Annotated in this window: 28 protein-coding genes and 2 pseudogenes; 11 read left to right on the top strand and 19 right to left on the bottom strand. The window is 44.7% G+C overall.

From position 1 onward, the window contains the following. Positions 1-8 precede the first annotated feature (8 nt). Positions 9-926 (top strand): ribose ABC transporter substrate-binding protein RbsB, encoded by a 918-nt coding sequence (gene rbsB / locus OQ477_RS13690; protein WP_007407524.1) that lies wholly within the window; start codon positions 9-11, stop codon positions 924-926. Positions 927-986: 60 nt separating this feature from the next. Continuing rightward, positions 987-1,520 (top strand): SH3 domain-containing protein, encoded by a 534-nt coding sequence (locus OQ477_RS13685; protein ID WP_024085887.1) that lies wholly within the window; start codon positions 987-989, stop codon positions 1,518-1,520. Positions 1,521-1,644: 124 nt separating this feature from the next. Here the strand turns inward: OQ477_RS13685 and OQ477_RS13680 are convergent, their stop codons facing one another. The 3 genes from OQ477_RS13680 to alsS form a co-directional block, all read right to left on the bottom strand. Next, positions 1,645-2,169 (bottom strand): NAD(P)H-dependent oxidoreductase, encoded by a 525-nt coding sequence (locus tag OQ477_RS13680; protein WP_044801947.1) that lies wholly within the window; start codon positions 2,167-2,169, stop codon positions 1,645-1,647. 102 nt (positions 2,170-2,271) lie between these two features. Next, positions 2,272-3,039 carry an acetolactate decarboxylase gene (gene budA, locus OQ477_RS13675; RefSeq protein ID WP_003151318.1) on the bottom strand — a complete coding sequence of 256 codons (768 nt, stop codon included), beginning with the start codon at positions 3,037-3,039 and terminating at the stop codon, positions 2,272-2,274. Positions 3,040-3,099: 60 nt separating this feature from the next. Continuing rightward, complete coding sequence (alsS, locus tag OQ477_RS13670; RefSeq protein WP_007407527.1) at positions 3,100-4,812, bottom strand: acetolactate synthase AlsS; 1,713 nt, start codon at positions 4,810-4,812, stop codon at positions 3,100-3,102. Between the two features lie 156 nt (positions 4,813-4,968). Here alsS and alsR point away from each other — a divergent pair, with 156 nt between their 5' ends. Both alsR and OQ477_RS13660 read left to right on the top strand, forming a co-directional pair. Further along, positions 4,969-5,877: an acetoin biosynthesis transcriptional regulator AlsR gene (gene alsR, locus OQ477_RS13665; protein WP_007407528.1), complete on the top strand. Its 909-nt coding sequence runs from the start codon at positions 4,969-4,971 to the stop codon at positions 5,875-5,877. A gap of 195 nt (positions 5,878-6,072) precedes the next feature. Then, positions 6,073-7,404 carry an arsenic transporter gene (locus tag OQ477_RS13660; protein ID WP_007614225.1) on the top strand — a complete coding sequence of 444 codons (1,332 nt, stop codon included), beginning with the start codon at positions 6,073-6,075 and terminating at the stop codon, positions 7,402-7,404. Between the two features lie 47 nt (positions 7,405-7,451). Here the strand turns inward: OQ477_RS13660 and OQ477_RS13655 are convergent, their stop codons facing one another. From OQ477_RS13655 to OQ477_RS13645, 3 genes are all read right to left on the bottom strand, one after another. Beyond that, positions 7,452-8,126 (bottom strand): hypothetical protein, encoded by a 675-nt coding sequence (locus tag OQ477_RS13655; RefSeq protein ID WP_007407530.1) that lies wholly within the window; start codon positions 8,124-8,126, stop codon positions 7,452-7,454. Positions 8,127-8,167: 41 nt separating this feature from the next. Next, positions 8,168-9,061, bottom strand: coding sequence for a spore coat protein (locus tag OQ477_RS13650; protein WP_101670490.1), 894 nt, complete (start codon positions 9,059-9,061; stop codon positions 8,168-8,170). Between the two features lie 122 nt (positions 9,062-9,183). After that, positions 9,184-10,278 (bottom strand): CotH kinase family protein, encoded by a 1,095-nt coding sequence (locus OQ477_RS13645; protein ID WP_265972768.1) that lies wholly within the window; start codon positions 10,276-10,278, stop codon positions 9,184-9,186. Between the two features lie 140 nt (positions 10,279-10,418). Here OQ477_RS13645 and cotG point away from each other — a divergent pair, with 140 nt between their 5' ends. The 3 genes from cotG (at position 10,419) to OQ477_RS13630 (ending at position 12,235) form a co-directional block, all read left to right on the top strand. Further along, positions 10,419-10,949 carry a spore coat protein CotG gene (gene cotG / locus OQ477_RS13640; protein WP_265972767.1) on the top strand — a complete coding sequence of 177 codons (531 nt, stop codon included), beginning with the start codon at positions 10,419-10,421 and terminating at the stop codon, positions 10,947-10,949. Positions 10,950-11,105: 156 nt separating this feature from the next. After that, entirely contained in the window at positions 11,106-11,726 is a 621-nt protein-coding gene (locus tag OQ477_RS13635) for a flavin reductase family protein (protein ID WP_014419051.1), read from the top strand. A 164-nt stretch (positions 11,727-11,890) separates the two neighbouring features. Then, positions 11,891-12,235: a DUF4181 domain-containing protein gene (locus tag OQ477_RS13630; RefSeq protein ID WP_014419052.1), complete on the top strand. Its 345-nt coding sequence runs from the start codon at positions 11,891-11,893 to the stop codon at positions 12,233-12,235. Between the two features lie 7 nt (positions 12,236-12,242). On the opposite strand, the gene ggt is transcribed toward OQ477_RS13630, so the two are convergent. Further along, positions 12,243-13,820 carry a gamma-glutamyltransferase gene (ggt, locus tag OQ477_RS13625; RefSeq protein ID WP_021494840.1) on the bottom strand — a complete coding sequence of 526 codons (1,578 nt, stop codon included), beginning with the start codon at positions 13,818-13,820 and terminating at the stop codon, positions 12,243-12,245. Positions 13,821-14,027: 207 nt separating this feature from the next. Here ggt and OQ477_RS13620 point away from each other — a divergent pair, with 207 nt between their 5' ends. From OQ477_RS13620 to chrA, 3 genes are read left to right on the top strand one after another with little or no spacing between them, the layout of a single operon-like run. Further along, complete coding sequence (locus OQ477_RS13620) at positions 14,028-14,504, top strand: Lrp/AsnC family transcriptional regulator (RefSeq protein ID WP_021494839.1); 477 nt, start codon at positions 14,028-14,030, stop codon at positions 14,502-14,504. A 13-nt stretch (positions 14,505-14,517) separates the two neighbouring features. Further along, complete coding sequence (gene chrB / locus OQ477_RS13615) at positions 14,518-15,108, top strand: chromate efflux transporter subunit ChrB (protein ID WP_017418772.1); 591 nt, start codon at positions 14,518-14,520, stop codon at positions 15,106-15,108. Further along, positions 15,105-15,641, top strand: a complete 537-nt coding sequence (chrA, locus tag OQ477_RS13610; RefSeq protein WP_021494837.1) for a chromate resistance efflux protein ChrA — start codon at positions 15,105-15,107, stop codon at positions 15,639-15,641. Before chrB ends, chrA begins: the two co-directional genes overlap by 4 nt. A 26-nt stretch (positions 15,642-15,667) precedes the next feature. Here chrA and OQ477_RS13605 read toward each other — a convergent pair whose 3' ends face one another. Together OQ477_RS13605 and OQ477_RS13600 are read right to left on the bottom strand one after the other, a co-directional pair. Further along, positions 15,668-15,886, bottom strand: a complete 219-nt coding sequence (locus OQ477_RS13605) for a hypothetical protein (RefSeq protein ID WP_017418770.1) — start codon at positions 15,884-15,886, stop codon at positions 15,668-15,670. After that, complete coding sequence (locus tag OQ477_RS13600; RefSeq protein WP_007614245.1) at positions 15,883-16,428, bottom strand: flavodoxin family protein; 546 nt, start codon at positions 16,426-16,428, stop codon at positions 15,883-15,885. The genes OQ477_RS13605 and OQ477_RS13600 overlap by 4 nt, the downstream gene beginning before the upstream one ends. Positions 16,429-16,550: 122 nt before the next feature. Between OQ477_RS13600 and OQ477_RS13595 the strand changes: the two genes are divergently transcribed. Next, on the top strand, positions 16,551-17,432 hold the full coding sequence (locus OQ477_RS13595) for a LysR family transcriptional regulator (protein ID WP_265972763.1): 882 nt from the start codon (positions 16,551-16,553) through the stop codon (positions 17,430-17,432). Between the two features lie 87 nt (positions 17,433-17,519). Here the strand turns inward: OQ477_RS13595 and OQ477_RS13590 are convergent, their stop codons facing one another. The 10 genes and pseudogenes from OQ477_RS13590 to OQ477_RS13545 all read right to left on the bottom strand — a co-directional run bounded on the left by OQ477_RS13590 (position 17,520) and on the right by OQ477_RS13545 (position 24,704). Further along, a complete protein-coding gene (locus tag OQ477_RS13590) occupies positions 17,520-18,236 on the bottom strand; it encodes an endonuclease V (RefSeq protein ID WP_265972762.1) in 717 nt (238 codons plus the stop codon). A gap of 92 nt (positions 18,237-18,328) precedes the next feature. Continuing rightward, a pseudogene (locus tag OQ477_RS13585) lies at positions 18,329-18,981 on the bottom strand (hypothetical protein). Between the two features lie 76 nt (positions 18,982-19,057). Then, positions 19,058-19,595, bottom strand: a pseudogene (locus tag OQ477_RS13580) (hypothetical protein). 35 nt (positions 19,596-19,630) lie between these two features. After that, positions 19,631-19,993 carry a hypothetical protein gene (locus OQ477_RS13575; protein ID WP_022553898.1) on the bottom strand — a complete coding sequence of 121 codons (363 nt, stop codon included), beginning with the start codon at positions 19,991-19,993 and terminating at the stop codon, positions 19,631-19,633. Between the two features lie 250 nt (positions 19,994-20,243). Next, entirely contained in the window at positions 20,244-20,369 is a 126-nt protein-coding gene (locus OQ477_RS13570; RefSeq protein WP_265972761.1) for a hypothetical protein, read from the bottom strand. Positions 20,370-20,657: 288 nt separating this feature from the next. After that, positions 20,658-21,167, bottom strand: a complete 510-nt coding sequence (locus tag OQ477_RS13565) for a hypothetical protein (protein ID WP_032876023.1) — start codon at positions 21,165-21,167, stop codon at positions 20,658-20,660. Positions 21,168-21,187: 20 nt separating this feature from the next. Beyond that, complete coding sequence (locus OQ477_RS13560) at positions 21,188-22,924, bottom strand: ribonuclease YeeF family protein (RefSeq protein ID WP_265972760.1); 1,737 nt, start codon at positions 22,922-22,924, stop codon at positions 21,188-21,190. Between the two features lie 19 nt (positions 22,925-22,943). Beyond that, positions 22,944-23,204, bottom strand: a complete 261-nt coding sequence (locus OQ477_RS13555) for a YwqI/YxiC family protein (RefSeq protein WP_007614257.1) — start codon at positions 23,202-23,204, stop codon at positions 22,944-22,946. Further along, entirely contained in the window at positions 23,204-23,638 is a 435-nt protein-coding gene (locus OQ477_RS13550) for a DUF5082 family protein (RefSeq protein WP_007407544.1), read from the bottom strand. The genes OQ477_RS13555 and OQ477_RS13550 overlap by 1 nt, the downstream gene beginning before the upstream one ends. Positions 23,639-23,915: 277 nt before the next feature. Then, on the bottom strand, positions 23,916-24,704 hold the full coding sequence (locus OQ477_RS13545) for a YwqG family protein (RefSeq protein ID WP_127010453.1): 789 nt from the start codon (positions 24,702-24,704) through the stop codon (positions 23,916-23,918).

Below are 24,704 nucleotides of genomic sequence, written 5' to 3'. Positions count from 1 at the left end.
GGACCATTATGAAGAAAGCCATCATCACGATCGCGGCATTATCACTGTTTTTGCTGTCCGCCTGTTCACTTGAACCGCCGCAATGGGCAAAACCGTCAAACACAAAACATAAAAAAGAATTCACTATCGGGCTCTCCGTCTCCACATTGAACAATCCGTTCTTTGTTTCATTAAAAGAAGGCGTTGTAAAGGAAGCCAAAAAACGAGGCATGAAGGTCATTATTGTCGATGCCCAAAATGATTCATCTAAACAGTCAAATGACGTAGAAGATTTGATACAGCAGGGAGTCGATGCGCTGCTGATCAATCCGACCGATTCATCAGCGATTTCAACAGCCGTCGAATCGGCAAATTCCCTCGGCATTCCCGTCATTGCGCTTGATCGTTCAGCCGAACACGGCAAAGTCGAAACGCTTGTCGCCTCTGACAATGTCAAAGGAGGAGAAATGGCGGCTGACTACCTCGCCGATCAGCTCGGAAAAGGCGCCAAAGTGGCTGAATTGCAAGGGGTGCCGGGCGCATCCGCGACACGGGAACGCGGAACGGGCTTTCATCATATTGCCGACAAAAAGCTGGATGTCGTAACAAAGCAAGCGGCGGATTTTGACCGTACAAAAGGATTGACCGTCATGGAAAACCTGCTGCAGGGACATCCGGATATCAAAGCCGTGTTCGCCCATAATGATGAAATGGCACTCGGGGCGCTCGAAGCGATTAACAGCTCGGGCAAACACATTCTGGTCGTCGGTTTCGACGGAAATAAAGATGCGATTTCTTCCATTAAAAACGGAAAGCTGACAGCCACGGTCGCCCAGCAGCCGGAGCTGATCGGAAAACTGGCGGCCGAAGCGGCGGAGCAGGTGCTCAAAGGAGAAAAAGTCAAAAAAACCATTTCCGCTCCATTGAAACTTCAAACACAAAAATAACCGGCCGATGTTTAGACTTCCGGTAAAACGTGAAAGGATGAAGTAAAAGGAGAGATACAGATGAAGAAAACAGCCAAAGCGGCATCCATTCTGACCCTTGCAGCGGGAATATCAGCGGCTTCAGCTGCCGGAATAACGCCTCTTCCGGAGACACACGCGCAAGAAGCGGTCAAAATTGACGATCTGTACAGCTATCCGCTTGACTCTTATCTCGTTTCCGCGGAAGCATTGAACGTCAGAACAAAAGCATCAGCAGCCAGTCCGAGAGCTGATACCCTTCATTTAGGCGACAGCTTAAAGATCGTTTCATTCCAGAACGCTGACTGGGCAAAAGTACATTATAAAAACGGAAAAACAGGATTTGTATCTACTCATTATATTGTTAAAGAAGCAACAACCGTAAAAACGACGGCAAAAACAAAAGTATATACAGACAAACAAGCGGTCAAGGCTTCCCTTGCCAAAAACACGAGCGTTTCTTTCCTCGGATGGAAAAAGACAGCCGGCGGCGGCATTGACTTCGGCTGGGCGCTTGTCGATTACGGGGGCGCAACGGGGTATATCAGCACAAAAGATCTGCAAAAACTGACATAATATCAAAACGGATTTCGCAAATTCAGCGCGAAATCCGTTTTTTCTTTCTTGAACAGTCAGAAACGTCTAAGGTTCGAAATATTTCTCAGGAAATATTGTCGGATGAAGATGAATGCATACGACTCTAAAATGGCTTCTTTACGTAATCCGCCAGGCGTTTGGCATTGTCACGGATAGCCGCAGCATCGGCGGTGCTTACCCCGTACATCGCGAAAGCCGGCAAATAGGTCATACCCGTAAAATTAGCCATTGCCTGAAACGGCCTTAAGAGCTCGCTCAGTGAAAAATGGTTAGACCCGCCTGCCTGATATGCATCCTCTCCGGCACCTACGGAAACAGCCAGCAGCAATTCTTTGCCGTGCAGCGCCTTTCCTTTGGAGCCGTAAGCCCAGCCATACGCCAGCACATGATCCATCCATGTTTTTAAAAGCGGAGGCGCACTGTACCAGTACAGCGGGAATTGAAATACGATCCGGTCATACTGTTCACACAGCTGCCGTTCCTTTTCCGCATCTATTTTCCCGTCCGGATATTCTTTATAAAGCTCACGGACCGTGATTTCATCATGATTTTTTAATTCTTCTGTCCACGCCTTATTGACCGCTGAGTTGTCCATGTCAGGATGAACCGCTAATACCAATACTTTCACAGCTACCACACCTTTCCCTTTTGACTGTATTTTACCTAATCTTTGCCGGTTCAGCCAAATAAAAAGAAAGCCCCCGAGAAAAATGAGGCTTTCTTTTTTAATTTATTCCGGGCTTCCTTCGGTTGTTTCGATATCCTTCGCAAAATTCGGATTATCTAAATTTGCGTTGAAAAAGTCCGCCGTATTCGGAAGCTTGAGGTTCATATTCATTTTTTGAGAAATGGTCACTTTACAATCTTTAATGACATAGTCAAACACGTGTCCGCCGGAATTGCGTCCTTCATCAATGAAGTGCAGGTGATATCCGGAAACAGCGATGCCGTTTGCGTAACCCGGCGTCCAGAAGCCGGCGATTGTACCCTGAATGTCGTCAAAGTTGAACACAGGCTGTGTTTTCACCGCTTCGATCATCGGAACGTACGGTTTCTCCTGGCGTTCTACCGTTCTTGTCTGCACCTTTTTAAATACGCCGTCTAAACGGATCGCATAAAATAAGTTTTTACTAGGCAGAAGGCTGGCGATTTCCTGCTCGAATTCTTCACGGGTCATTTCGCCGTCGATCGTATGCGTCATATCCGGCGTGAAAAATGTGAATGAGCAGAATGGTGACAGGTCTCCGCCTTTAACAGGCGTAGCCGTTCCGTCGCCGCGCAGACGGTAAAATTCTCCGTCAAATCCGATTAATTCGCCGTCCAGTTTGTTGAACGTGCCGATTCCGAAATCACCGAACTTCGGAATGTCAGCCATATCAAAATCTCCGTCATATACTCCGTCCAGCAGAGATGTCATTGTGGATACTTGATAGATCTGATCCTCAGGTGAGCCTTTTTCTCCGCGGCTCATCATATGGATGTCGCTTGCGTTTTTCATATTCCCTTCACTCCTTTTAAATTGGGCTGTTTTAGAAAACAGGTCATGGTGCGCAGAGTGCTAGAGAGCTTTTGCTTTCATTTTTTCTTTGAATTGCTTCGGAAGCATGTCGCTTGATAAATGGACATTGTCACTGTAATCGACAGGAATGTCAATGATGACAGGGCCTTCTGTGTTCAAGCCTTTTTGCAGCACGTCTGCCAGCTGTTCCGGTGACTCAACGCGCAAGCCGGTGGCGCCGAAGCTTTCTGCATATTTTACGATGTCAATGTTTCCGAAATCTACGCATGATGTACGGTTATATTTTTTCATTTGCTGGAATGCGACCATATCATATGTGCTGTCATTCCATACAAGGTGAACGATCGGCGCTTTTAAGCGGACTGCCGTTTCCAATTCCATTGCAGAGAACAGGAATCCTCCGTCTCCTGAAACGGATACGACTTTTTCACCCGGATTCACCAATGTGGCGGCAATCGCCCAAGGAAGCGCTACGCCCAATGTCTGCATGCCGTTGCTGATCAACAGTTTCAGCGGCTCATAAGCGCGGAAGTAGCGGGACATCCAGATCGCGTGAGAACCGATATCGCAAGTGACGGTTACGTCGTCGTCAATTGCATTGCGCAGTTCTTGGACGATTTGCAGAGGATGCACTCTGTCGGATTTATGGTCGCTTGGCGCCTTCTCGCTGTCTGTGAGCATCTGTTTTAATTCGCTCAGCACTTCTTGTTCACGGCTGCCCATATCAAATGTCACAGCGTCGTGTTCAATTTGTTTAACCGTAGCGGCGATATCGCCTAATAATTCTAATTCCGGCTGATAGGCATGATCGATATCGGCCTGGATTTCGTCAAGATGGATAATAGCACGGTCACCGTTTACGTTCCAGAACTTCGGATCGTATTCAATCGGATCATAACCGATCGTTAATACGACATCCGCCTGTTCAAGCAGAAGATCGCCCGGCTGGTTGCGGAACAGTCCGATCCGGCCGAAATATTGGTCTTCCAGCTCTCTGGACAATGTGCCGGCCCCTTGATACGTTTCTACGAAAGGCAGTTTTGTTTTGGCAAGCAGTTTGCGGATTTGTTTTACCGCCTCCGGTCTTCCGCCTTTCATGCCGACTAACAGAACGGGAAGTTTCGCCGTCTGGATTTTCGCAATAGCCGCGCTGACCGCTTCTTCCGGTGCAGGGCCTTGTTTCGGCGCCGGCACGCTGCGTACGTTTTTCACATTTGTGATTTCATTCACAACATCCTGCGGAAAGCTCACAAAAGCCGCGCCTGCCTGACCTGCTGACGCTGCCCTGAAGGCGTTTGTTACCGCTTCTGGTATATTCCCTGTTTCCTGTACTTCTACACTGTATTTTGTAATCGGCTGAAATAGCGCCGCATTGTCCAATGATTGGTGTGTCCGTTTTAACCGGTCTGCGCGAATTACATTACCCGCCAGCGCCACTACCGGATCACCTTCTGTATTAGCCGTTAACAAGCCGGTCGCCAAGTTGGATGCCCCCGGGCCTGAAGTAACGAGACAAACGCCTGGTTTTCCAGTCAGTCTTCCGACAGCCGCAGCCATAAATGCAGCGTTCTGTTCGTGACGGCATAAAACCAGTTCAGGTCCTTTATCTTTTAACGCATCAAATACTGCATCAATTTTTGCACCCGGAATGCCAAAAACATGTGTGACACCTTGCTCCACTAAGCAATCAACAACAAGCTCCGCCCCCCGATTTTTTCCAGAGGTTTTTAGTTCATTTGTTGCTTTTGCCAACACCCTCACTCCTTATTATGCATATTAAATATAAAATTTTAAGTAATTTGTGATATTATTCACTATACACTCTTTGGAAATTGACCTCCAATATCAATTCGCCGTATGATTAATATGTTTCACGAATAATTAACAAAGAGAAAGGAATGGATAAGGATGGAGCTTCGCCATCTTCAATACTTTATTGCCGTTGCCGAAGAACTTCATTTCGGCAAAGCTGCGCTTCGGTTAAATATGACACAGCCGCCTCTCAGCCAGCAGATCAAACAGCTTGAGAAGGAAGTCGGCGTGACCTTATTAAAGCGCACGAAACGGGTTGTAGAGCTTTCAGCTGCCGGAGAAAGTTTTTTAAAACACAGCAGAAACGCGATCGAAGAAATAGACAAAGCGATTGAAATGGCGCAGAGAACGGCGCGGGGAGAGCTCGGCCGCCTTGTCGTCGGTTTTGTCGGCTCGGCCACATATGAATTTCTGCCGCCGATCATTCGGGAATTCCGCGAAAAATTCCCCTCCGTTAAGCTTGATCTGCGTGAAATTTCTTCTTTCAGACAGCAGGAAGAACTTCTGAAGGGGAACATTGATATCGGCATCCTTCATCCGCCTTTACAGCATTCCGCGTTACATATGGAAAAGGTGCAGAGCAGTCCGTGCATTCTGGCTTTGCCGAAGCAGCACCCGCTTACCGCTAAACAGACAATCGACATTCAGGATTTAAAAAATGAACCGATTATCACATTGTCGAAAGAAACATGGCCGACTTTATACCTGGAGTTTGTAAACTACTGCGAGCAGGCGGGCTTCAAACCGAAAATCGTTCAGGAAGCGACGGAGTATCAAATGGTGATCGGATTGGTTAGTGCCGGCATCGGTGTGACCTTCGTGCCTTCTTCTGCTAAAAAGCTGTTTAATCTCGAAGTCGCCTATCGCGGCATTAATCAGGTGCAGCTCACGGCCGAATGGGTCATTGCCTACCGCAAGGATAATCAAAACCCGATTCTGAAACATTTTCTGGATATTATGAATAAGCGCCAGGCTTTATTGCAGGCGGATAAGGAAAATGCATAAAAAAGAGGGCCGCCGAAAGCAGCCTCTTTTTTTTGTGCTTTTATGGATTTTTACTAAATTGGTAGAAACGCTCAGTACACCTTACGACCTGTACCCGTATACATACAGTACAACTGATCAGGAGGGATAAAAATAACGGGGCGGCAATGACCCATCTAAAAGGAGGCACAACACATTACACATATTACCGTCATTTTGACCCTGATTTCTTTCTTTGTGACCATTATTTTTATATTTTGGAGACCCGGGGGATTAAATGAAGCCGTTCCGGCGTCACTGGGCGCCATTCTCGTTTTGTTATGCGGAACCGTTTCCTTTCATGATTTGGGGGATATAGGGTCAAAAGTCACCGGAGCATCAATCACCATTATCTCCACAATGATTATGGCAATCGCGCTGGAAAGCTTCGGTTTTTTTAACTGGGCGGCGGCCAAACTGCTTCACCGCGCCAAGGGATCGGGCATCCGGCTTTTTTGGCTGACCAACCTGCTCTGTTTTTCAATGACGCTTTTTCTGAATAATGACGGCAGCGTCTTAATCACCACTCCTATTTTACTATTGGTCTTACAATATCTCGGACTTAAAAGACATCAGAAAACACCGTATTTAATAAGCGGCGTATTAATTGCGACGGCCGCAAGCACCCCGATCGGCGTCAGTAATATCGTCAATTTAATTTCTCTCAAAATGATAGGCATGGACCTTTATTTGTACACCAATATGATGTTTATCCCCGGCACGCTGGGACTGGTGTTTATGGCCTTTCTGCTGTTTGCCGTTTTTTACCGCCGTTTGCCGAAACAGCTCCCCGATATTCCGGTCCACTTTGACTCGCTGGAACACAAACGATATCATCCGCTTCAGCCTCCGCCAGACCTGACCCAAAACAGCCGTACGAACATCATGTTTTGTGTTTTGGTATTTGTATTGTTCGTCCGGATCAGTCTGTTTGCAGCTTCTTACAACGGCATATCCGTTTCGCTCGTGGCTGTCATCAGTTCAGTCATCCTGCTTGGCTGGAGATGGTTTTATTTAAAAATCGGACCGGCAGACTTATTAAGGAAAGCGCCTTGGCATATCTTTATTTTTGCCTTCACGATGTACATTATCATCTACGGACTGCATAATATCGGACTGACGGCGCTGCTTGTTCAGTCTATTGAGCCGTATGTCTCACAAAGTATTGCCCATGCTGCATCTATTATGGGCATCGCTACATCCGTCCTCTCTAATTTGTTCAATAACCATCCCGCCTTAATGATCAGCACTTTGACATTAACGGAAATGTCCATCGACCCATTAACCGTAAAAATCATTTATCTGGCCAATATTATCGGCAGTGATATCGGATCATTGCTTCTGCCGATCGGGACATTAGCCACGCTGATCTGGATGCATATCATCAGACAGCACGGCGAAAAAGTTTCTTGGTCAGAATATATCAAAACGACCATTATCGTTGTCCCTCTCACCGTCGTGTTTACCATTACCGTTTTATATGTTTGGATCAGTTGGATTTACCTTTAGCTCCCATGAAAAAACTGCCTGCTGTATAAGAGAGGCAGTTTTTTCATTTATGGCAGGTGCATGGTTTTTAAATGATTCAATTTCCAAAAAACAGTATCGCCGTCTGCATTGGTCAGTTCAAGAATATTATCTGAGACATCCTGCAACAGCCCCACTTTATTCGGTATATCTCCTAAATCCAGAATAATCAGCTTCCCGATATATCTTTTTAATTGCTCCTCAAAATTCCGGACAAGGGGCACATTAGCGGGAACAACCGGCAGCTCTGAACTGTTTAACGTATACGGCGTCTGCTCATCGGAATAGGGTGTCAGCCATTTCAAATGATGCATCGAGATGAAAAGAGTCTTATAAACCGGAGAGAAGAAAACAAAATAATCATTTAAAACACTTGTCACATACCCATGAATGGAACGGTCTCCCGTAACAAATATTTCTGTGAATCTGCCTTTTATATGCTGGAGGGTATTCCGGTAAGAAAAGGAATGTTCCTGTTTTTCGGGATGCGGACTTTTTTTTCTTGCGTACGGTTCTTTATTCTCTTCGTCCGGGAGCGTCAATGTCATCCTCTGAAGATGCAGCAGCGGAATATAAAGAAACGTCCGGCCGTCATGAATCACAATGATATCCTGACCGATATCCAAAAGAGTTCCTGAAAATGTCGTATTCCCCGATATCTCAATATCGACTTGTTTATCCAGAAATCTGCTTAATCCAGCCATTTCATTCCCCCCTCTCCCGCGTTTACGGACAATCTTTCCAATCATTTACGGCCGTGTTTCCACCGATAATCTATTGTCCTTAATACAGTGGCGTAGCTATAAGAGTTCTCTTCCTCCCGTTTTGAGGATCGAACGGATCTTGATGATCTTTTCGACTTTTTAGAGGAAGTACGCTGCTCTTCGCGTGATTCTTCTTCATGCGGCTTTTCTTCTTCGGCGCTCTCTTTCTCACCTTTATTCTCGCCGTCTTTATTCTCCTCTTTTTTAGCTGCTCCTTTTGCCCCTTCGCTGATGCTCTTGATATGAAAAGGATAGATCCGCAGCACTTCTTTATCTTTCACAAGAGTGTAGTGGCCGTCGGAATTATCCACAAGTATACCTTCAACGGCTTCAGGACCTCCGCGGTTGATGGATACCCATTTGTGGATCAGGCGTTTAAATATGCCGTGAAAATCATCAGCCATTTCAAATTCCGGGCGCTCCTCCTCTTGGCCGTCCTCTTCTTGTTCCGCGCTGATGCTTTTGACATGGTCGGCGTTAAAATATACGATTCCGTCATCTTCCGTTTCCAGCACGAGAAAATCATCCCCTGTTTCGTGAAGCTTTCCTCTTTTCGATTCCGGACCTCCCTGATTCAATTGCACCGTGCGATTGGTCATCCGGCTGATCAGGTCTTGAAAATCATCAGCTTTTTCACATTCTGCCGCTTCGGCCGGCGATACGGTTTCACTCGTATTTTCCGTCACACTTTTCACGTGTTTCCATTGATAATAAACGATTTTATTATCAACCTGAAGAGCGATATAATCCGATTGAATGTCTGCTAATCTCCCTGTCTTGGACTCCGGGCCTCCCCGGTAGACAGTAATTACTTTTCCTTCCATCGCATGCAAAAAGTTGTCATCAGACCGCTGCCGCTTCGTATTGCGTTTCATCTATTGTCCTCCTAGTCATTTTTCTCATAATGTAAAAAGCATAATGCATATATACGTATCACGATTATTTTCGGGAACTGATTCACCAGCCTATTTGTAAAAAATCTTTCTTCATCTCCAAATCAGATATTCCACCGCTCTAACTCACTGCTGATGAAGGCGGACCGCTCCTTAATGTATTCGCAAATCACTTCTGGCTCCCGGTCAAAGCAATCAATCTCTTCTTTCTTATATGGATCCTTCGCGACATGCGGCCTGATCTGCTCATACAGTGACATGACCTTCGGCTTCATATGTTCAATGGTAAACCGGTTCTGAAGCGTCTCTTCCAAAAGCCGTTTGTACGCTTTGCGGAAATACGGTTCATCCAGAAGCCTTGCAGTCAAGGTATTAAACCCTTGTATTCTGACATAATCGGCCTCCATCCGATCACCATGAATGTCTCTTCCCCACGTCGCATCGTAATCCCACGGAATGACTTCAAAAAGTCCCGTTTCATGATTCCGGTACAAAGCGTAATTATGAACAAATCCATCGTAGTTTGAGGTAAACACGATGCCCGCAAGCCACCGCAAATACTTATCGGCGTCCAAGTGTTTGACGATCTCCCCCTTGAACTCTGACTTCGGCACGGTATTAATTTTATAGATCATATCCTGCAAGTATAAATCGTCTTCTTTCGTTCCCGTTTTCTTTTCATAACCAAGTTCGAGCGATGTTTTCGTATCCCGCTCCAGATCACTGACGAGGGAGAAATTGGCGTCGTCATCAACCGCGTAAAAAACAGCGCCGTCCGCCAAATTCCGTTTCGCCAGAAAATATTCATCCACTGACTCCAGCTCAAGATACACCCCCTCATGTCTGCCATTGATTTGCAGGGTTACGAAATTCGCCTTTGGTGACAGCGTCCCAAGCTCCGCGAAGAAATCGAGAGACAGCTTATTCCGCATCATCGACGGATCTTTGTATTCAGCGTTTAAATGTATCTCTTTCGCCCTGCGAAATGTTTTCGGCGAATAAAAAGCGATGTGATACGATTTCTTCTTGAAATCTCTTATATGAGAGCCGCGGTACGCCAGATCAATGTCAAGCCGTTTTTGATTCACTCTCAGCACCGCGGGCACCGGATCATCATCCCAAATGTCTTTTTTCAGCTCCATTAAGTCTTTCGGGTGAATAAACAGCTGGTATAGAGGCAATGTTGATTGGTCTTTCATCAGTAACCCTCCCTGTATTAATTTAGGCTGTGCTTTTTATATAAAACTCAGCGAATCACACATACACTTTTTTCATTCATGCGTACTATGTGGTAGTAAGGATCGCATCCTTAAAACATATATCATGAGGAGGTTTCAAAATGGGCCACTATTCCCATTCTGATATCGAAGAAGCAGTAAAGTCCGCAAGCACCGAGGGATTGGAAGATTATTTGTACCAAGAACCAAAAAGCAGTAAGAAGAGAAAATCTCGCAGCCGTAAAAAATCATGCCGCTCTCACAAAAAATCTCGCAGTCATAAAAAATCGTGCCGCTCTCACAAAAAATCTCGCAGCCATAAAAAATCCCGCTCTCACAAAAGATCTCGCAGCCATAAAAAATCCCGTTCTCACAAAAAATCTCGCAGCCATAAAAAATCCCGTTCTCACAAAAAATCTCGCAGCCATAAAAAATCCCGCTCTCACAAAAAATCCCGCAGCCGTAAAAAATCTTGCCGGTCTCACAAAAAATCTCGCAGCCACAAAAAATCATGCCGCCGCAAGAAAAAACGCACGCAGAAAAAACCTTATCGTCCTCATAAAAAAGACCCTTGCAAAAAAGACGATTACTGCAGCAAAACAGAGTACTGGAAAGACGGGAACATCTGGGTTGTAAAGAAAAACTACAAGTAACACCATTCGTTAATAGGCTGCCGGCTAAACGGAAGCCTTTTTCCTCAATCAGATATATGCCACGTGATAAGATATGCAGCCGGTTTTCTTTTGTTGTGTTTCCGAATTTTCTTTCTGTATAATCAGGTCATACGATAAAGAAAGGCGGCCGAAATCATGCATATCTTACGAGCAGACGAACTGAACGCAAAAGACACTTACAAATTGCTTTCGGGCACAGTCGTTCCCCGGCCGATCGCATTTGTCACTACGCGGTCATCCATCAACGGCGCCGTAAACGCGGCGCCCTTCAGTTTCTATAACGTTGTCTCCGCAGAACCGCCGCTTCTGGCCATCTCAGTCAGCCGCGCGGACGGGCGGCAGAAAGACACCGCGAGAAACGCAATCGCTCATCGGGAATTCGTGGTGCACGTCAGTGATGAGTCCATTATTGAAGACATTAACAAAACGGCGGCAAGGCTTGATCCTGATGTCAGTGAGCTTGGCATGACAGACCTTTCTGTGACAGACAGCGCTTGCATCAGCGTTCCCGGTATAAAAGAAGCAAAGGTCAGGTTTGAATGTATACTCGAACGCCATCTTCCGTTCCAAAATGACAGCGGAGAAACGACGACAGACCTCATCATCGGCAGAGTCGTTTGTTTTCATTTGAATGACCAAGTATATGACGCCGATAAAGGCTACATACGGACAGATGAGCTGAAGCCTGCGGCAAGGCTCGCGGGGAATGAATACGCCAGACTCGGGAAGACATATACGCTTGTCCGCCCGACCTGAAGCAGGAACCATTATAATAGAAGAAACTAGTCAAAAAGACCCCTTTCGAAAGGGGTCTTTTTGAGTCTTTTACCATTTAACTCAGCCTAATGTCTTGTAGAATGCCGAAACTTACAAGGTCCTCACCCGTATGAAACGAGTGGCACATTTTTAGGAGGCAGACGATGGATTTCACTCAGTTACTGATTTTTTCAGCCGTATTTATTTTGCTCAGCCTTATGTTTCAAGTATTTGCCGTCAAAGTTCTCAATTTGCCAAAGCCTGTTAAAAAGCAGAAGCCGATAAACGGCACACATCGATTAATCGAAATCACACTGCTTATTACGGGCATCGCAGCGGTGAATTTTTTCAATGAAATGTACGTATTTGCGGGAGTTGTTTTCATGCTATTTTGCTGCAGCGGCTTAATGGAATGGCGGCACCGGCGGGAGGAAAAGCAATATGTGTACGATTCGTTTTACGCAGGTCTTTCTGCCGCGCTTGGCGTGCTTATTTTTTTCATCAGTTAGCGCAGCTCTATACTCCTGCGGCCGCTCCGTCGCCGCGCGGGTCGGCCCCGCCTTGGAGAAAGCCTTCTTCATCAATGACGATCGCTGCCGCATGGCCCATAAGCCCGTCAAAATCACCAACGGTCTCGACGCGGTGGCCGCTCTGCCTTAGGGCTTCTCTCGTTTCAGGGCTGATTCTGCTTTCAACCCTCAGCCCTTCATACTCCTCTCCCCATGTCCGTCCCCAGACCCAGCGCGGCTCATTGATCGCCTGCTGGGGGTCCATTTTGTAATCAATGATGCGCGTAATCATCGCTGTCTGAGTTTGCGGCTGGCCTTCTCCTCCCTGGGTTCCGTACAGGATGTGCGGCCTTCCTTCTTTACAGGCCATCGCCGGCATGAGGGTGTGGAACGTCCGCTTGCCGGGTTCAAGTGTATTGATATGGGATTCGTCCAGCGAAAAAAATGACCCGCGGTTTTGCAGCAGAATGCCCGTCTCCCCCGCTGTAACGGCAGATCCGAACTCAAAATAGAGGCTCTGAATAAAGGAAACGGCATTTCCTTCCGCATCGGCGACGGCGGCATAAGCAGTGTCGCTTCCGACCGGCCGGCTTACCGCCGGCGCAGCCACGTTACCGATTTCTTCCGCAAGCTGCTTTGCATACCGTTTATCAAGCAGCCGATCCAGCGGAATATGAGAAAATGCCGGATCAGTCAGCACTTCATTCCGGTGCTGAAAACTCTTCTTCAGCGCCTCGATCAGCAGATGATAATAGTCAAAGGAACCGTGTTCGATCTGAGAAAAATCATAGTTTTCCAATATATTGAGCGTCATTAAGCCTGTAAAGCCCTGTGAATTCGGCGGAGCCTGATAGATTTTGCACCCGCGGTAATCGGAGGATACCGGGTTCGTCCACTCGCCGCGGTGGGCTTTAAAGTCATCAAGTGTCAGACGGCTGCCGTTGTTTTGCAGAAAGGATGTGATGCGTTGAGCGAGGTCTCCTTCATAAAAAGCGCTTCTTCCTTTCTCGGCAAGCTGCTCCAAGCTGGCCGCCAGATCCTTTTGGACAAACCGTTCACCGGGCATGGGCGCTTTTTTGTTTCTCGTAAAAATGGCCGAGGTGTAAGGCATCGAGGCTAAAAGAGCGAGATTGCGTTCTGTGTGGGCGCATTGGTCGGCGGACACCGGAAATCCGTTTGCCGCATAATCAAGAGCTGGCTTCAGCACCTCAGCGAGCGAAAGACGCCCGTACGCCGAAAGCACGGCATCCCAGCTGTCCGCCATTCCCGGAACGGTAATGGCGCTTTCTGTCCCGCGCAGAGGGATCGCTTCTCTGCCCCGATACAAGTCTCTCGTCACATGCTTCCCTGAACGGCCGCTCCCGTTATAAGCTTTGATTCGTCCCGTTTCTTTATGGTAAGTGAGCCAAAATGAATCCCCGCCAAGACCCGTCATATGCGGATACACGACTGCCAGACAGGCGCTGACCGCCACTGCCGCGTCAAACGCGTTTCCGCCCTTTTCCAGAATGCCGGCCCCCGCCTGAGAAGCGAGATAATGCGGACTGACGACCATTTGTTTCGTTCCGATGGTTGAAGTATTCATGGCAAGCCCCTTTACAAATTTTCTCAAGTATAAAAAGCGGCTTCGCGGCCATCCACATTCCTGAAAGAAAATCTCACACACTATTTACTTTTCGATAAGAAATAATTCTAAGTTATTACGCATCGAAAACAATAAAAAAATTCTCCCTTCATACCGTAATGTTTCATGATACAATAATGTCTACCAAATGAAGGAAGGTGAAGCGGGTTGGAACATGAATACAGCATTCCGAATCTTGTTCTTGATGAAACGGATAAACAGATTCTTTCGATTTTGCACGAGGAAGGGAGGATTTCCTATACAGACGTAGGAAAGCGGGTTAACCTGTCGCGAGTGGCGGTTCAGCACCGCATTCAGCATTTACTGGATGCCGGTGTGATTGAAAAATTCACCGCTGTCATCAACCCGACGAAAATCGGCCGTCATGTGTCCGTGTTTTTTAATGTGGAGGTGGAGCCGCAGTATTTGGAGGAAACCGCATTAAAGCTTGAAAAGGAGCCGGCCGTGACAAGCCTTTATCACATGACCGGACCGAGCAAGCTGCATATGCACGGCATTTTCGCAAATGATCAGGAAATGGAAGAGTTTTTGACAAAACGGCTCTATACGCAAAAAGGCGTCGTCAGCGTCGACTGCCAAATGCTGATTAAACGGTATAAAAGCAGAACGGGCATGAAGCTGTAAGGAGGACATAGCCATGAAACATCCCTATTGGGACATTACGGCGGCGATGGTCCGAACGGGCATTCTCGGATTCGGGGGCGGCCCGTCGGTGATCCCGCTCATCCGCCATGAAGCCGTCAATAAATACAAATGGATAGATGATGATGAATTCGGAGAAATATTAGCGATTGCTAATGCGCTTCCCGGACCGATTGCCACAAAAATGGCTGCGTATCTGGGCTTTAAGCTGAAAGGCACATTAGGTGCAATCGCGGCGACCCTCGCCCACATTCTGCCTACATGTCTTGCGATGGCGGGCTTGTTTGCGGCTGTCAATGTCTTAAGCCACTCAGCAATTGTTGCCGGCATGATTGGCGCTGTAACACCGGTGATTGCGGTAATGCTCGGCATCATGGCGTACGAGTTTGGCCAAAAAGCGCTTAAAGGATTCGGCTGGGTCACGGGCATCCTGTTTTTTATCATCGCTTTTATCGGCCTGCAAACGTTACAGATCAATCCCGGCTTTGTCATTATCATTTTCTTGGCGTACGGCGCGTTTCATTTTAAATTAAAGGACAAAATCACAAATAAACGTTCAAAAGATAAAGGAATGTCGGCCTCATGATCATGATTTATATATTTATGGCGTTTTTTGTCGCAAACGTACTCGGATATGGAGGCGGACCGGCGTCGATCCCGCTGATGTTTGAAGAAGTCGTCAACAGATACAGCTGGCTCTCAAACGATCAATTTTCAAATATGCTCGCACTTGCGAACGCATTGCCGGGCCCGATCGCAACCAAAATCGCGGCGTATGTCGGTTACAGCGCAGGCGGGTGGCCCGGGTTCCTGATTGCGCTGATCGCCACTGTCGTACCGTCGGCGCTCGCATTGATCGTCCTCTTGCGCATCATTCAGCGCTTCCGCCAATCCCCCGTCATCAAAGGTATGACGCTGTCCGTCCAGCCTGTCATCGCCGTCATGATGCTCATTCTTACCTGGCAAATCGGCGCAGACGGCATCAAAGCGATCGGCTGGGTTCAAGCGATAGTGATTGCGGGGATTTCCCTCCTTGCCTTGACAAAATTCAAGATGCATCCGGCCTTCCTGATTATCGCGGCGTTTTTGTATGGAGGTCTTGTGGTTCCTCATTTATAAAGAAAAGCACCTGGACAGGTGCTTTTTTATTTTGGCCCAGAAATACCATTTGATATGACAACTGTTTCTTCGCCTGCATCACTCTTGATGATTTGCTTGACTTGCAGCGTTGCGCCTGCCATTCTCACAAATTGCTGAACCTGAGGCGAATTGGTTTCAGCCTGTATCCAAACAGAAGTCGGCGCTTTCCAAGCTAAAAAGAGTGCGAGAATCAACATACCAGAGATAACCAGCAGCAGTTTCATAGAGCATCACTTCTTTTCAATAAGCTGCTCGCCGCGCTCAGCGCCTGATGATCATGAAGAATATCACCGGGACGATTGCCTTCTCCCAGCACATAGCCTTTAAAGGACATCCCCATAAAATGAAAAATATGTTCAAATTGCTGAATCAGCGGCAGCCCTTTTAGTTTAGGATTGTCTCCTCCCACTGCTGTTACATATGCCTGCTTCGCTGACATTTGCTGTTTAAAATCAGGAAATCTCGGATCTCTCAGCGTCTGTGACCAGCGATCAATAAACAGCTTTAATGTCCCTGACATGCCAAACCAATAAATTGGGGTGGCGAATACAAGAATATCGCACGGCAATATCCGCTCAATGATAGAATCGCAGTCATCTTGAACAGGACGAAAGCCGCCTTGGGCGTGACGCAGATCTTCAATTGGCTGGAGCCGATATTTCCGCAAATGAATGTGCTCCGCATCGAATCCTTGAACAGCCTTCTCCGCAAGAATATCCGTATTTCCGCCAGACCTCGTTCCGCCATGAATAACCGCAATTTTCATGATGCATCTGCTCCTTTGTTTACGAATGATTTTCTTCATCATATAATGGATTCATCAATCAATACAGATGATTATTTCGATTATTCCAATCTGTAAAACCGATTTAGAAAGGGCGAGAACATATGGAATTGAAGCAGCTGATCACCTTTATTACCGCAGCAGAACATGTAAACTTCACCCTAACCGCCAAGATGCTTAACTATGCACAATCAAGCGTTACCTCTCAGATCAAATCACTTGAAGAAGAAATCGGGACTCCTTTATTTGAACGGCTCGGCAAGCGGCTCATCCTGACAGAAGCCGGCAAAACATTCAAATCCTATGCGGAGAAGATCATTGCGTTAACAGAAGAAGCAAAAATGGCCGCAAATCAAGTAAGAGAAACAACCGGAACCTTGAAAATCGGGGCGACGGAAAGCCAGTGCACATATCGCCTTCCCCCTATCATAAAAGAATTTAAACAGACTTTTCCTCAAGTAAAGCTCATATTCAAACCGTATATTTCCAACGAACAAGCGAAAGAACAGCTCTTACAGGGCCAGCTTGATATCACTTTCATTTTGGATGTGAACCGGACGGAAGACGCACTGCACGTTGAATCTTTGATTCAGGATGAAATCAAAATGGTAGCCGCCAATGATCATCCTTTTCCAGCAGACTCACCAGCAACATTGAAAGATCTTCAAAACGAAACCCTTCTGCTGACAGAGGACGGCTGTTCATACCGCACGCTCTTTGAGAACACTTTACATGACGCCGGAGTCTACCCTAACAAATTAGAATTCGTCAGCATAGAAGCCATCAAACAATGCGTGATGGCCGGACTTGGAATTGGACTATTGCCTGAAATGACAGTAAAAGACGATATTGCCGAAGGACGGATGAAAGAACTCAGCTGGCAGAATGAATGCCCTGTTTTTACTCAATTAGCATGGCATAAGGACAAGTGGATGTCTGCGCCATTAAAGGCTTTTATCGATTTGACGCGAAAAACATTCAAATAAAAACCTATCTGCAAGGACGACAAAGTTTTTAATAAAGCAGACACCAGACATACAAAAAAAACACTTGGTGGCTTAGAGCCCCAAGTGTTACACGTGATTTTTCCGATAAAACGTTCGCAAAACATGCGTTTCAAGGTCAGCCAGACGGACAGGGATCGGCAGCCTGCTTTCTCGATTGATCATTTTCATTGTGATCTGATAGCTGCTTTCTAAATCAATGTTATGTCCGCAAGACAAAAAGATAGGCTTCACGTCCCGCCGCGTTCGCAGCGCCCGTCCATATACCTCGCCATCAATGATAATATCGGTGTATGCGCCGACTTCATTTTCAGGCGTCACGAAATCGCAGCCTTTGATTTTGAGATAGGTTTTCGCTATCCCAATCGTCGGCTTACCCAGAAAAAAAGCCGCATGGGTGGCAACGCCCATATGATTGTAATGCAGATACCCGTTGCCATCAAACAAAAACACATCCGGCTCCGCCTCCAGCTTTTCGGCCGCCTCGATGATCAAAGGCAGCTCGCGAAACGCAAGAAAACCGGAAACATACGGCACGCCGATTTTCCCCATGCTGTGCACTTTTTCAATCACTTCTTTTGTATCAGCGTCAATCACGATGATACTGCATACGCCGTACGGTTCCCCGTCCTGCTCCCAATAAGCGAGGTCGACGCCTGCGCAGGTGTTGACGGAGTCTGGGGTGATGGAATGAGATAGGTTAATTTTATGTATAAGGGATTGTTGTGTTCGAACAAAATCCGATTCATCTTTTAGATCAAAATCGTGAATTTGATGTATTTTCATTTCATTGGTTTTCCTCTCTAAAAATAGTCTTCGTGCTCAATCGTCCTGCGTTTCGATCTAACGAAGACTCCTTCAACAAATTATATCTTTTATTAAAATTCATTTTTCATTTCTTTCATAAAAATAAGGTCCAATTGTTTAAGTAATTCTTTAAGTTCAGTACACATAATATCTTCTAAAGGATTTTCCCAATCTTCGTTTTTTATCAGTTCAATGCCATAACTGCCGTTTGGATCGCCTTCTGGGTACCACCCTACATCAAGCAGCAAATTTTTAGTTTTATGAGAAATCTGCAGGAGGTCTTGATTAAAGTCAAATAACCAAGCATCATCATTTTCCTCTAGAGTTTTAGGCTCAGTTCTTTTAATGTAATATAATCAACAGTCCAGCCCGCCGGTATCTTAAGCCTTAAGAAATTGGGAACATATTGGCTTAGCTGTTGCAAACCCTCTAAAACCCCACTTCCCACAGTCCAGATTTGATATTCTAACTCTTCCAATAATTGTTCCATTTCATTAAAAGAGTCTTCTTTATAAATCTTATCTGCTTTTAAGCCCGCTACTTTGACATGATATTGATCATTTTCAAATATTGCCTTAATAACAGCATTACGTTTTTCATTTTGTAGTTTTAGCAGTTCATATTTTTCTTCCATTCTTTTTTCTGAATTTAAATTGTTCTGTACTACAGACCAGCCATTACAGATTTTCAATGGCTGCAATTGAGAAATTTGATTTCTGTCCATCCAGTTTCTCCTTGTACTCCACATTGTTATACTATCTATAAAAAAACTTGCCGATGACAACAGGGCAAGCTCTTAACTATAGCAATTCTAATACATCAGTAAACAAGGCATCTCCTAATGTTAATCTCCTATTGAAAGACTGTATATGGGGCAATTCACTCCCCTTATACACAGTATCGTAGTAATCATACAAATACTGAGTTCGATAAACCCTTTCTCTTGCATTACTTTATTGATATAGTTCGTTCCCTGAATGAATTCTAAAGATTCAGCGGTACCTACAATATCATAAGCCCCGTCGATTAATTCATGTCTAAGGGAATAACTATAATCTGGTACATAAACAGGAACCAGATTAGATACTTTCATATTGTTTTGCTGTTCTAGATGAAATCCATTTTCTCCAGAAAGATCTTGCATGTGGATATTGATTTCTCCAGAAGGATTGTTTAAATCTCTAACTTCAATTTTTTTAGACTTTTTATTTGACTAAATTCATCAGGCACTTTTATTTTATCTGCACATTTGTTCTTGTACCATTCGTCTAATTCCCTATTCACAAATAGACGGTTAAGCAGTTCACCGATTTCAGGGTATTCATTAATAAATCTGATTCCATGTTCGAACTATTCCAGCCATTATTATTTAACTACTTCCACCAAGTTGTTGTTACTTGTTTTAAATAATATTCAATATATAAAATTACTTTTTTATAATCATCTGATGAAAATTCTTTAATAGGATCTTCCCAATCATTATTTTTGACTATTAAAACCAGATAGTTACCTTCAGGTGAAATGTCAGGAACCCAGCCTAAATCAAGCGTTATTGAGGATTGTTCATGATAAAGCTGCAACAAACTGTCTGTGAACAAAAACCAGGAATCATCATTCGGTTCTAAAGTTCTTGGATCTATTTCAACAAAATGATTATAATTCACTTTCCAACCTTGTGTTATTCTTAGGGGATGTAAATTTGCTTTTGGAACATCCAACTTAACATATTTTACCATTAACAGAACCTCTTTAGTTTTGTTTTAAACTATTTTCATGGTTTACCTTAGTAAATTCTAGCCTATTATTTTTTCTCCCTTTAAATTGGGTGTTTGTTGTTGAACCTATTCCATGACCAGCTTGATGCTCATTTGGGAATTTTGTAGAGTGGACAGCAGCTTTTTTTCCATCCGTTAACCAGAGTTTCCGTAGCTATCCATGTGAAATATAAAAGAGATATGAAGGCGTTTCTATTTTGCATTAAAACCTTCAAGATTTTTCAACTATACTATTAATTCCTTCAAAAATAATATCTCTCATAACTTCATTATTATTTTTAAAATTTCTTTCATTTTTTATTTTATTAAAAACTTGCTTGATAACCCCATCAATCATTATTGTTTGTTAACCCTTCAACGTCCTCTTCATCGCCTTCTTTTTAAACATTTCATTCAATATAATTAACTTCTGTTCTTGCGACATTACAATTCTCTCCTTTATATTTTCGAATCATTTTATTTCACTTTTCACAAAACTTAAACTTTAATTTTTTTCTCTATAAATCAACAGTTTTGAATTAGTTTTACCATTAATCCTGTAAAAGCTTGATCATTTGTAATGTTTTTTGCTTTCAAAAGGTAAAAACTAAAAAAGCAGGTACAATATAACTACCTGCTTTTTTACTTAAATTTTATTATCAAAGTTAATTTCTTTTACAAGGATAGCTTCGTTTCCGTACTCTTCAATGTCGGCCTTTAGCCAACTGCTTTCCTCTTCTCTATATTTATAAAATCTAAGTGTCGCAAAACCTTCATCAATACTTATAATCACAACAAATTTATGCTCAGGAAATTTTTCTTTTAAATGTTGTTCCCAACCGTCTACTATCTGAAACGCATAAAGTGAAATCTCTTCATCAGACAAATCACTGTAGTCTAAATAATCGTTTATGCGGAGCTCATTACACGATGCTTCATACCCCGTTTTATCCCCGTACATTTTCAAAATTCTATTCCAATTTATCGTTGTCTTATCAGTTAACTCATACTCTAGATCTAGAATATAGCAATCGTCTACTTTAACTATATTAGGTGAAATAATATCCTTTAAATTAGATAGGTCAACTTTATTTGCATTGCTCAGATCTTCAAGTCGTTCTTTTAGTCTTTTCATATTTTTATTTGTATATTCCATATATAATCTTCACTCCTATACTAAAATACAGGATCCTCACCTAAAAATTTCAATCCCTTATTTATAGCTTTCTGAACACTCTTGTCTTTAAGTACTTTTTGAATTTTGCTAGGTGCATCTTCACCTGTTTTTTGGTCATAAAACTTTTTTGTTTCCACATCAAAATACCATTTTTTATTACTTGGCTCGTGATAGTGAATTTGACCTTCTCTTTGCCCTGGATTTGGGTTTTCAATGTCTATTCTTTCTGTCTTCCCATTTTGCCATGTTGTCTTACTTGCAATTTTAGTTCCATATTGACCGAAAAGTTTCTTACTATTCCCGCCACCACTACCAGCCACCTTCACAATCCCAAGATCTTTCACAGCAGTCGTTTTTACATCAGCATGAATGATTGGGAAAGTTGCGCCATCCGGTGTGACAGCCTTGTGGACACGAATTTTTACATTCGTCGGTACTTTGAATTCTTTTACTTGGTCTAGAATCTTTTTCCCTTTTTCAACTTTTGTTGCTTGTGGCGATTTTGCAAGCGGTATGCCTTTGTTTACATGCTTCGCCAGTGCGCCGGCTCCAACCAAACTCAGCGCAACTTCCAGCGCCCCTTGCTTCCGCTTCTCCTCAGACACTTTGTTTCCGAACATATCTCTGCCTGTGACGGCTTCTGTGAATCCGTTTGAGGCGACAAGACCGTATGCGCCCATTTCTGTCATTTTGAGAATGTCTAAGGATTTTCCGGTTTTATAGGCATCTAAAGCATGTTCTGCGGCAATGACGGTTTTTCCGGTTTTGTAAATGGCTTTTCCGCCTTTGAAAGCGCGGCCCGCCCAGCCGACGACCGGTATGAATCCGGCGGCGGCCATCGCTCCTGCTGTGACGCGTTCTGCGGTGGAGAGTTTTTCGCCGGTCACCGGATCAACACCTTCGGCTGCTCTTTTATAATCATAATAGCCGGTGACTTCGCCGGTAAAGTTGCAGATGCCGTCCCATGTTTTTTCGTACCATGGTTTATTGGCTTCTTCTTCAGCCTTTTCCTGAAGCCGTCTTGCTTCGGCCTGCTGGGCTTTTGCGTCAATATAGTCCGTTCCCTGTTTTTCTGTCGCCATGACGCTTTTGTAGATTTCATTGCTGTGGAAGGCTTTTTTGTCATAGTACATAGGGGATGCGCTTTTCCCGTTGCTGGTGGCCTGCATGAGAACGGAATATTTGCTGAGCACTGCGTTGTCCAGAGATTCTAAGTTTTGATATTCAGCGGTCAGGGATTCATCAAGCGTATCGACTGCCGTGATCGTGTCGCGTCTGGTTTTCTGGGCATCGCCCATTTTATCAGCGTAATCATCCAGCGTATATGTGTCGAGATGAATAATATCGCTGATGCCTGACAAAATTGAATCGATTTCTGCTTTATGAGCGGAGACAATCTCTGAAGCTTTCAAATCCGCGTTGGGCAGCTCATGCTCCAAAAATGAAGTCTCCACATATGTATCGCTGAGTTCTTGATCTTTAATGTCACCTGAAATGCCATTTAAAAACGCAATTTGAGCAGAGACAAGCGTCAGCCAGCTGTCGGCGATTTCCGCTTGTCCCTGAAAAAAATCTTTTATATTGTCTGCGCCTTTCCCTTTCAAAGCATCACCCAGATCGGCCACACCTTGAAAGGCTTGTTTGAGCGCACGCAGCTGCTCTTCAAGGGCTTCGTATTGTTTCTTTCTCTTATCTGCTTCGTCCGTTAACGATTGTGATTCAAACACTTTGCTCATCGGCAAGTCCTTTCTTTCGTTATTTTACGGCGATCGCCTCGTCCTGTTCTTTCAAAGAATCTACGTTGTCTTTAACGTCCGCGATATTCTTATGAACGGCCTGCTTGTATTCGCTGATCATCGATACAAGCTTTGCCTCGCGGGATTGGTACTTGGAGGTATAGTCGAGCTTGTTTTTTCCGTTTGAACCGGCGTTCCCGATCGAAACAGCCTCCAAAGCGCTGCTGACGGATTCAAGCTGCTTCATGACGGCTCCGTATTTGAGTTTTATTTCTGCCATTAAAACCAACTCCAGCTTCTTTTGATTGATTGTATTTTTTCTCCGACCGTGTCAAGGGCTTCTTCTCCCAGCGTCAGCAGGTGCTCTGCCTCTCTCGCGATGCTTCTGGCGGCAAGGAGCCCTCCTTTTTCAATTTCAAGCTGTGTCATCTTTAAGCCGATTCGGTAAATATAACCGTCGTATTTGTCTGTAACGATTCTGTATGCTTCTGTATGGGCCTGATCGCGCCGGTCATCAAATTCTTCAGCAAAAGTGCCGGTCCAATGATGGTCCAGGTGCGGCCTGAGGATGTCCCTGATTTCAGACACGCCCTCTTCCTGCAGAGATTCTATCTCTCTTTTCGCTTCTTTTAATTTATCAATTTGGTGTTCAACCTCGCCCAGTTTATGGCTGATTGTGCTGTTAATATGGCTTAATGTGCTTGAATGGCTCATCTTTTTCACCTCGTCTTACGCAAAAAGTCGTACAAAAAGCACAGACTTTTCCATACTATATTTCCATATATTATATTTTAAAATAGACAGAAAGCAGCTTAAATAGGTTAAATGACTTATTTTCAGCAGCCGAGATGCTCATCATTAACGCCAAAAGACTCACATAAACGGCATATCCATTCATTGATCTCCTCTATGTATCCATGATAAATTCCCTAAAAAAGGAGACAGTGATGAACCGTCTCCTTTGCCTTGTATCATGATCATCATACTGTCGTTAACTGCAGTCCCAGTTGTACAAAACGTTTGAGAAATCTTTTTTCTTCAAATCTTCCGGTCTGATAAAGAAATTGGCGATTCCCACATCTCCCCACATCGAATCAATGTCATCATCTGAATCAATTTGCAAAAGCAGAATCGTATGGTTTTGATGGGAGTAAGACCGCGGATCTTCCTGGGTAAAGGACGCATAGCCGCCGATTTTATGGCCGAATGCGTTCGCCGTATATTCGTCATACACCTCATCGTCAAACTGCTCGAAATAGTCAAAGGCATCCATCCCGGCATACCGCCCGAATTGAAAATCAGACGGGAGCACCCATTCAGCAGACAGCTCAGGGGTGATCAGCGCTTCGGATTGAATCGGAAAATCGTACTCCTCTTCAACCTGAACGAAAGAAAAATCATCCATGAGCTCCGCTTCTTCTGCTGTCACATGTTCAAAATATTTGACGCAGAAACCCGTTTGCGCGCACCCGTCGTCAAAATTCAAACCGTATACGTCATCACTGACCGATATGTAAAACTGAAGAATGCCGGTGTCCGGAAAATCAGGAAGTCCGGGCATATCCGCAAAATTGATTTGAGCGAGAAGCTTCATCGGCCTGCTGCTTTCATCTTCAGGATATGGTTCATGTTTCGGAAAATAGGGGTCTCCGGCCATTTTACTGTCATACCGACCCGTTTCAGCTTTTTTGACGTGCAGTTTGATAAAGGGCCGTGCTGACGTTTCCAGCAGACCGCGGGATGATTCCATTTGCTTCGGCAATTTCCATGTTTTTTCCAC

The organism is Bacillus sp. ChL18 (genome assembly GCF_026241425.1).
GTDB classification, from domain to species: domain Bacteria; phylum Bacillota; class Bacilli; order Bacillales; family Bacillaceae; genus Bacillus; species Bacillus velezensis.
This window is presented reverse-complemented; position numbering and strand designations above follow the sequence as displayed.

What these genes read in the sequence shown, in the direction of transcription:
- rbsB (WP_007407524.1), top strand. Translation starts at nt 9, where the DNA reads ATGAAGAAAGCCATCATCACGATCGCGGCATTATCACTGTTTTTGCTG.
- OQ477_RS13685 (WP_024085887.1), top strand. Translation starts at nt 987, where the DNA reads ATGAAGAAAACAGCCAAAGCGGCATCCATTCTGACCCTTGCAGCGGGA.
- budA (WP_003151318.1), bottom strand. Translation starts at nt 3,039, where the DNA reads ATGAAAAACGCAAGCGACATCCATATGATGAGCCGCGGAGAAAAAGGC.
- alsR (WP_007407528.1), top strand. Translation starts at nt 4,969, where the DNA reads ATGGAGCTTCGCCATCTTCAATACTTTATTGCCGTTGCCGAAGAACTT.
- OQ477_RS13655 (WP_007407530.1), bottom strand. Translation starts at nt 8,126, where the DNA reads ATGGCTGGATTAAGCAGATTTCTGGATAAACAAGTCGATATTGAGATA.
- OQ477_RS13650 (WP_101670490.1), bottom strand. Translation starts at nt 9,061, where the DNA reads ATGAAACGCAATACGAAGCGGCAGCGGTCTGATGACAACTTTTTGCAT.
- OQ477_RS13645 (WP_265972768.1), bottom strand. Translation starts at nt 10,278, where the DNA reads ATGAAAGACCAATCAACATTGCCTCTATACCAGCTGTTTATTCACCCG.
- cotG (WP_265972767.1), top strand. Translation starts at nt 10,419, where the DNA reads ATGGGCCACTATTCCCATTCTGATATCGAAGAAGCAGTAAAGTCCGCA.
- OQ477_RS13635 (WP_014419051.1), top strand. Translation starts at nt 11,106, where the DNA reads ATGCATATCTTACGAGCAGACGAACTGAACGCAAAAGACACTTACAAA.
- OQ477_RS13630 (WP_014419052.1), top strand. Translation starts at nt 11,891, where the DNA reads ATGGATTTCACTCAGTTACTGATTTTTTCAGCCGTATTTATTTTGCTC.
- ggt (WP_021494840.1), bottom strand. Translation starts at nt 13,820, where the DNA reads ATGAATACTTCAACCATCGGAACGAAACAAATGGTCGTCAGTCCGCAT.
- chrB (WP_017418772.1), top strand. Translation starts at nt 14,518, where the DNA reads ATGAAACATCCCTATTGGGACATTACGGCGGCGATGGTCCGAACGGGC.
- chrA (WP_021494837.1), top strand. Translation starts at nt 15,105, where the DNA reads ATGATCATGATTTATATATTTATGGCGTTTTTTGTCGCAAACGTACTC.
- OQ477_RS13605 (WP_017418770.1), bottom strand. Translation starts at nt 15,886, where the DNA reads ATGAAACTGCTGCTGGTTATCTCTGGTATGTTGATTCTCGCACTCTTT.
- OQ477_RS13600 (WP_007614245.1), bottom strand. Translation starts at nt 16,428, where the DNA reads ATGAAAATTGCGGTTATTCATGGCGGAACGAGGTCTGGCGGAAATACG.
- OQ477_RS13595 (WP_265972763.1), top strand. Translation starts at nt 16,551, where the DNA reads ATGGAATTGAAGCAGCTGATCACCTTTATTACCGCAGCAGAACATGTA.
- OQ477_RS13590 (WP_265972762.1), bottom strand. Translation starts at nt 18,236, where the DNA reads ATGAAAATACATCAAATTCACGATTTTGATCTAAAAGATGAATCGGAT.
- OQ477_RS13575 (WP_022553898.1), bottom strand. Translation starts at nt 19,993, where the DNA reads ATGGTAAAATATGTTAAGTTGGATGTTCCAAAAGCAAATTTACATCCC.
- OQ477_RS13570 (WP_265972761.1), bottom strand. Translation starts at nt 20,369, where the DNA reads ATGATTGATGGGGTTATCAAGCAAGTTTTTAATAAAATAAAAAATGAA.
- OQ477_RS13565 (WP_032876023.1), bottom strand. Translation starts at nt 21,167, where the DNA reads ATGGAATATACAAATAAAAATATGAAAAGACTAAAAGAACGACTTGAA.
- OQ477_RS13560 (WP_265972760.1), bottom strand. Translation starts at nt 22,924, where the DNA reads ATGAGCAAAGTGTTTGAATCACAATCGTTAACGGACGAAGCAGATAAG.
- OQ477_RS13555 (WP_007614257.1), bottom strand. Translation starts at nt 23,204, where the DNA reads ATGGCAGAAATAAAACTCAAATACGGAGCCGTCATGAAGCAGCTTGAA.
- OQ477_RS13550 (WP_007407544.1), bottom strand. Translation starts at nt 23,638, where the DNA reads ATGAGCCATTCAAGCACATTAAGCCATATTAACAGCACAATCAGCCAT.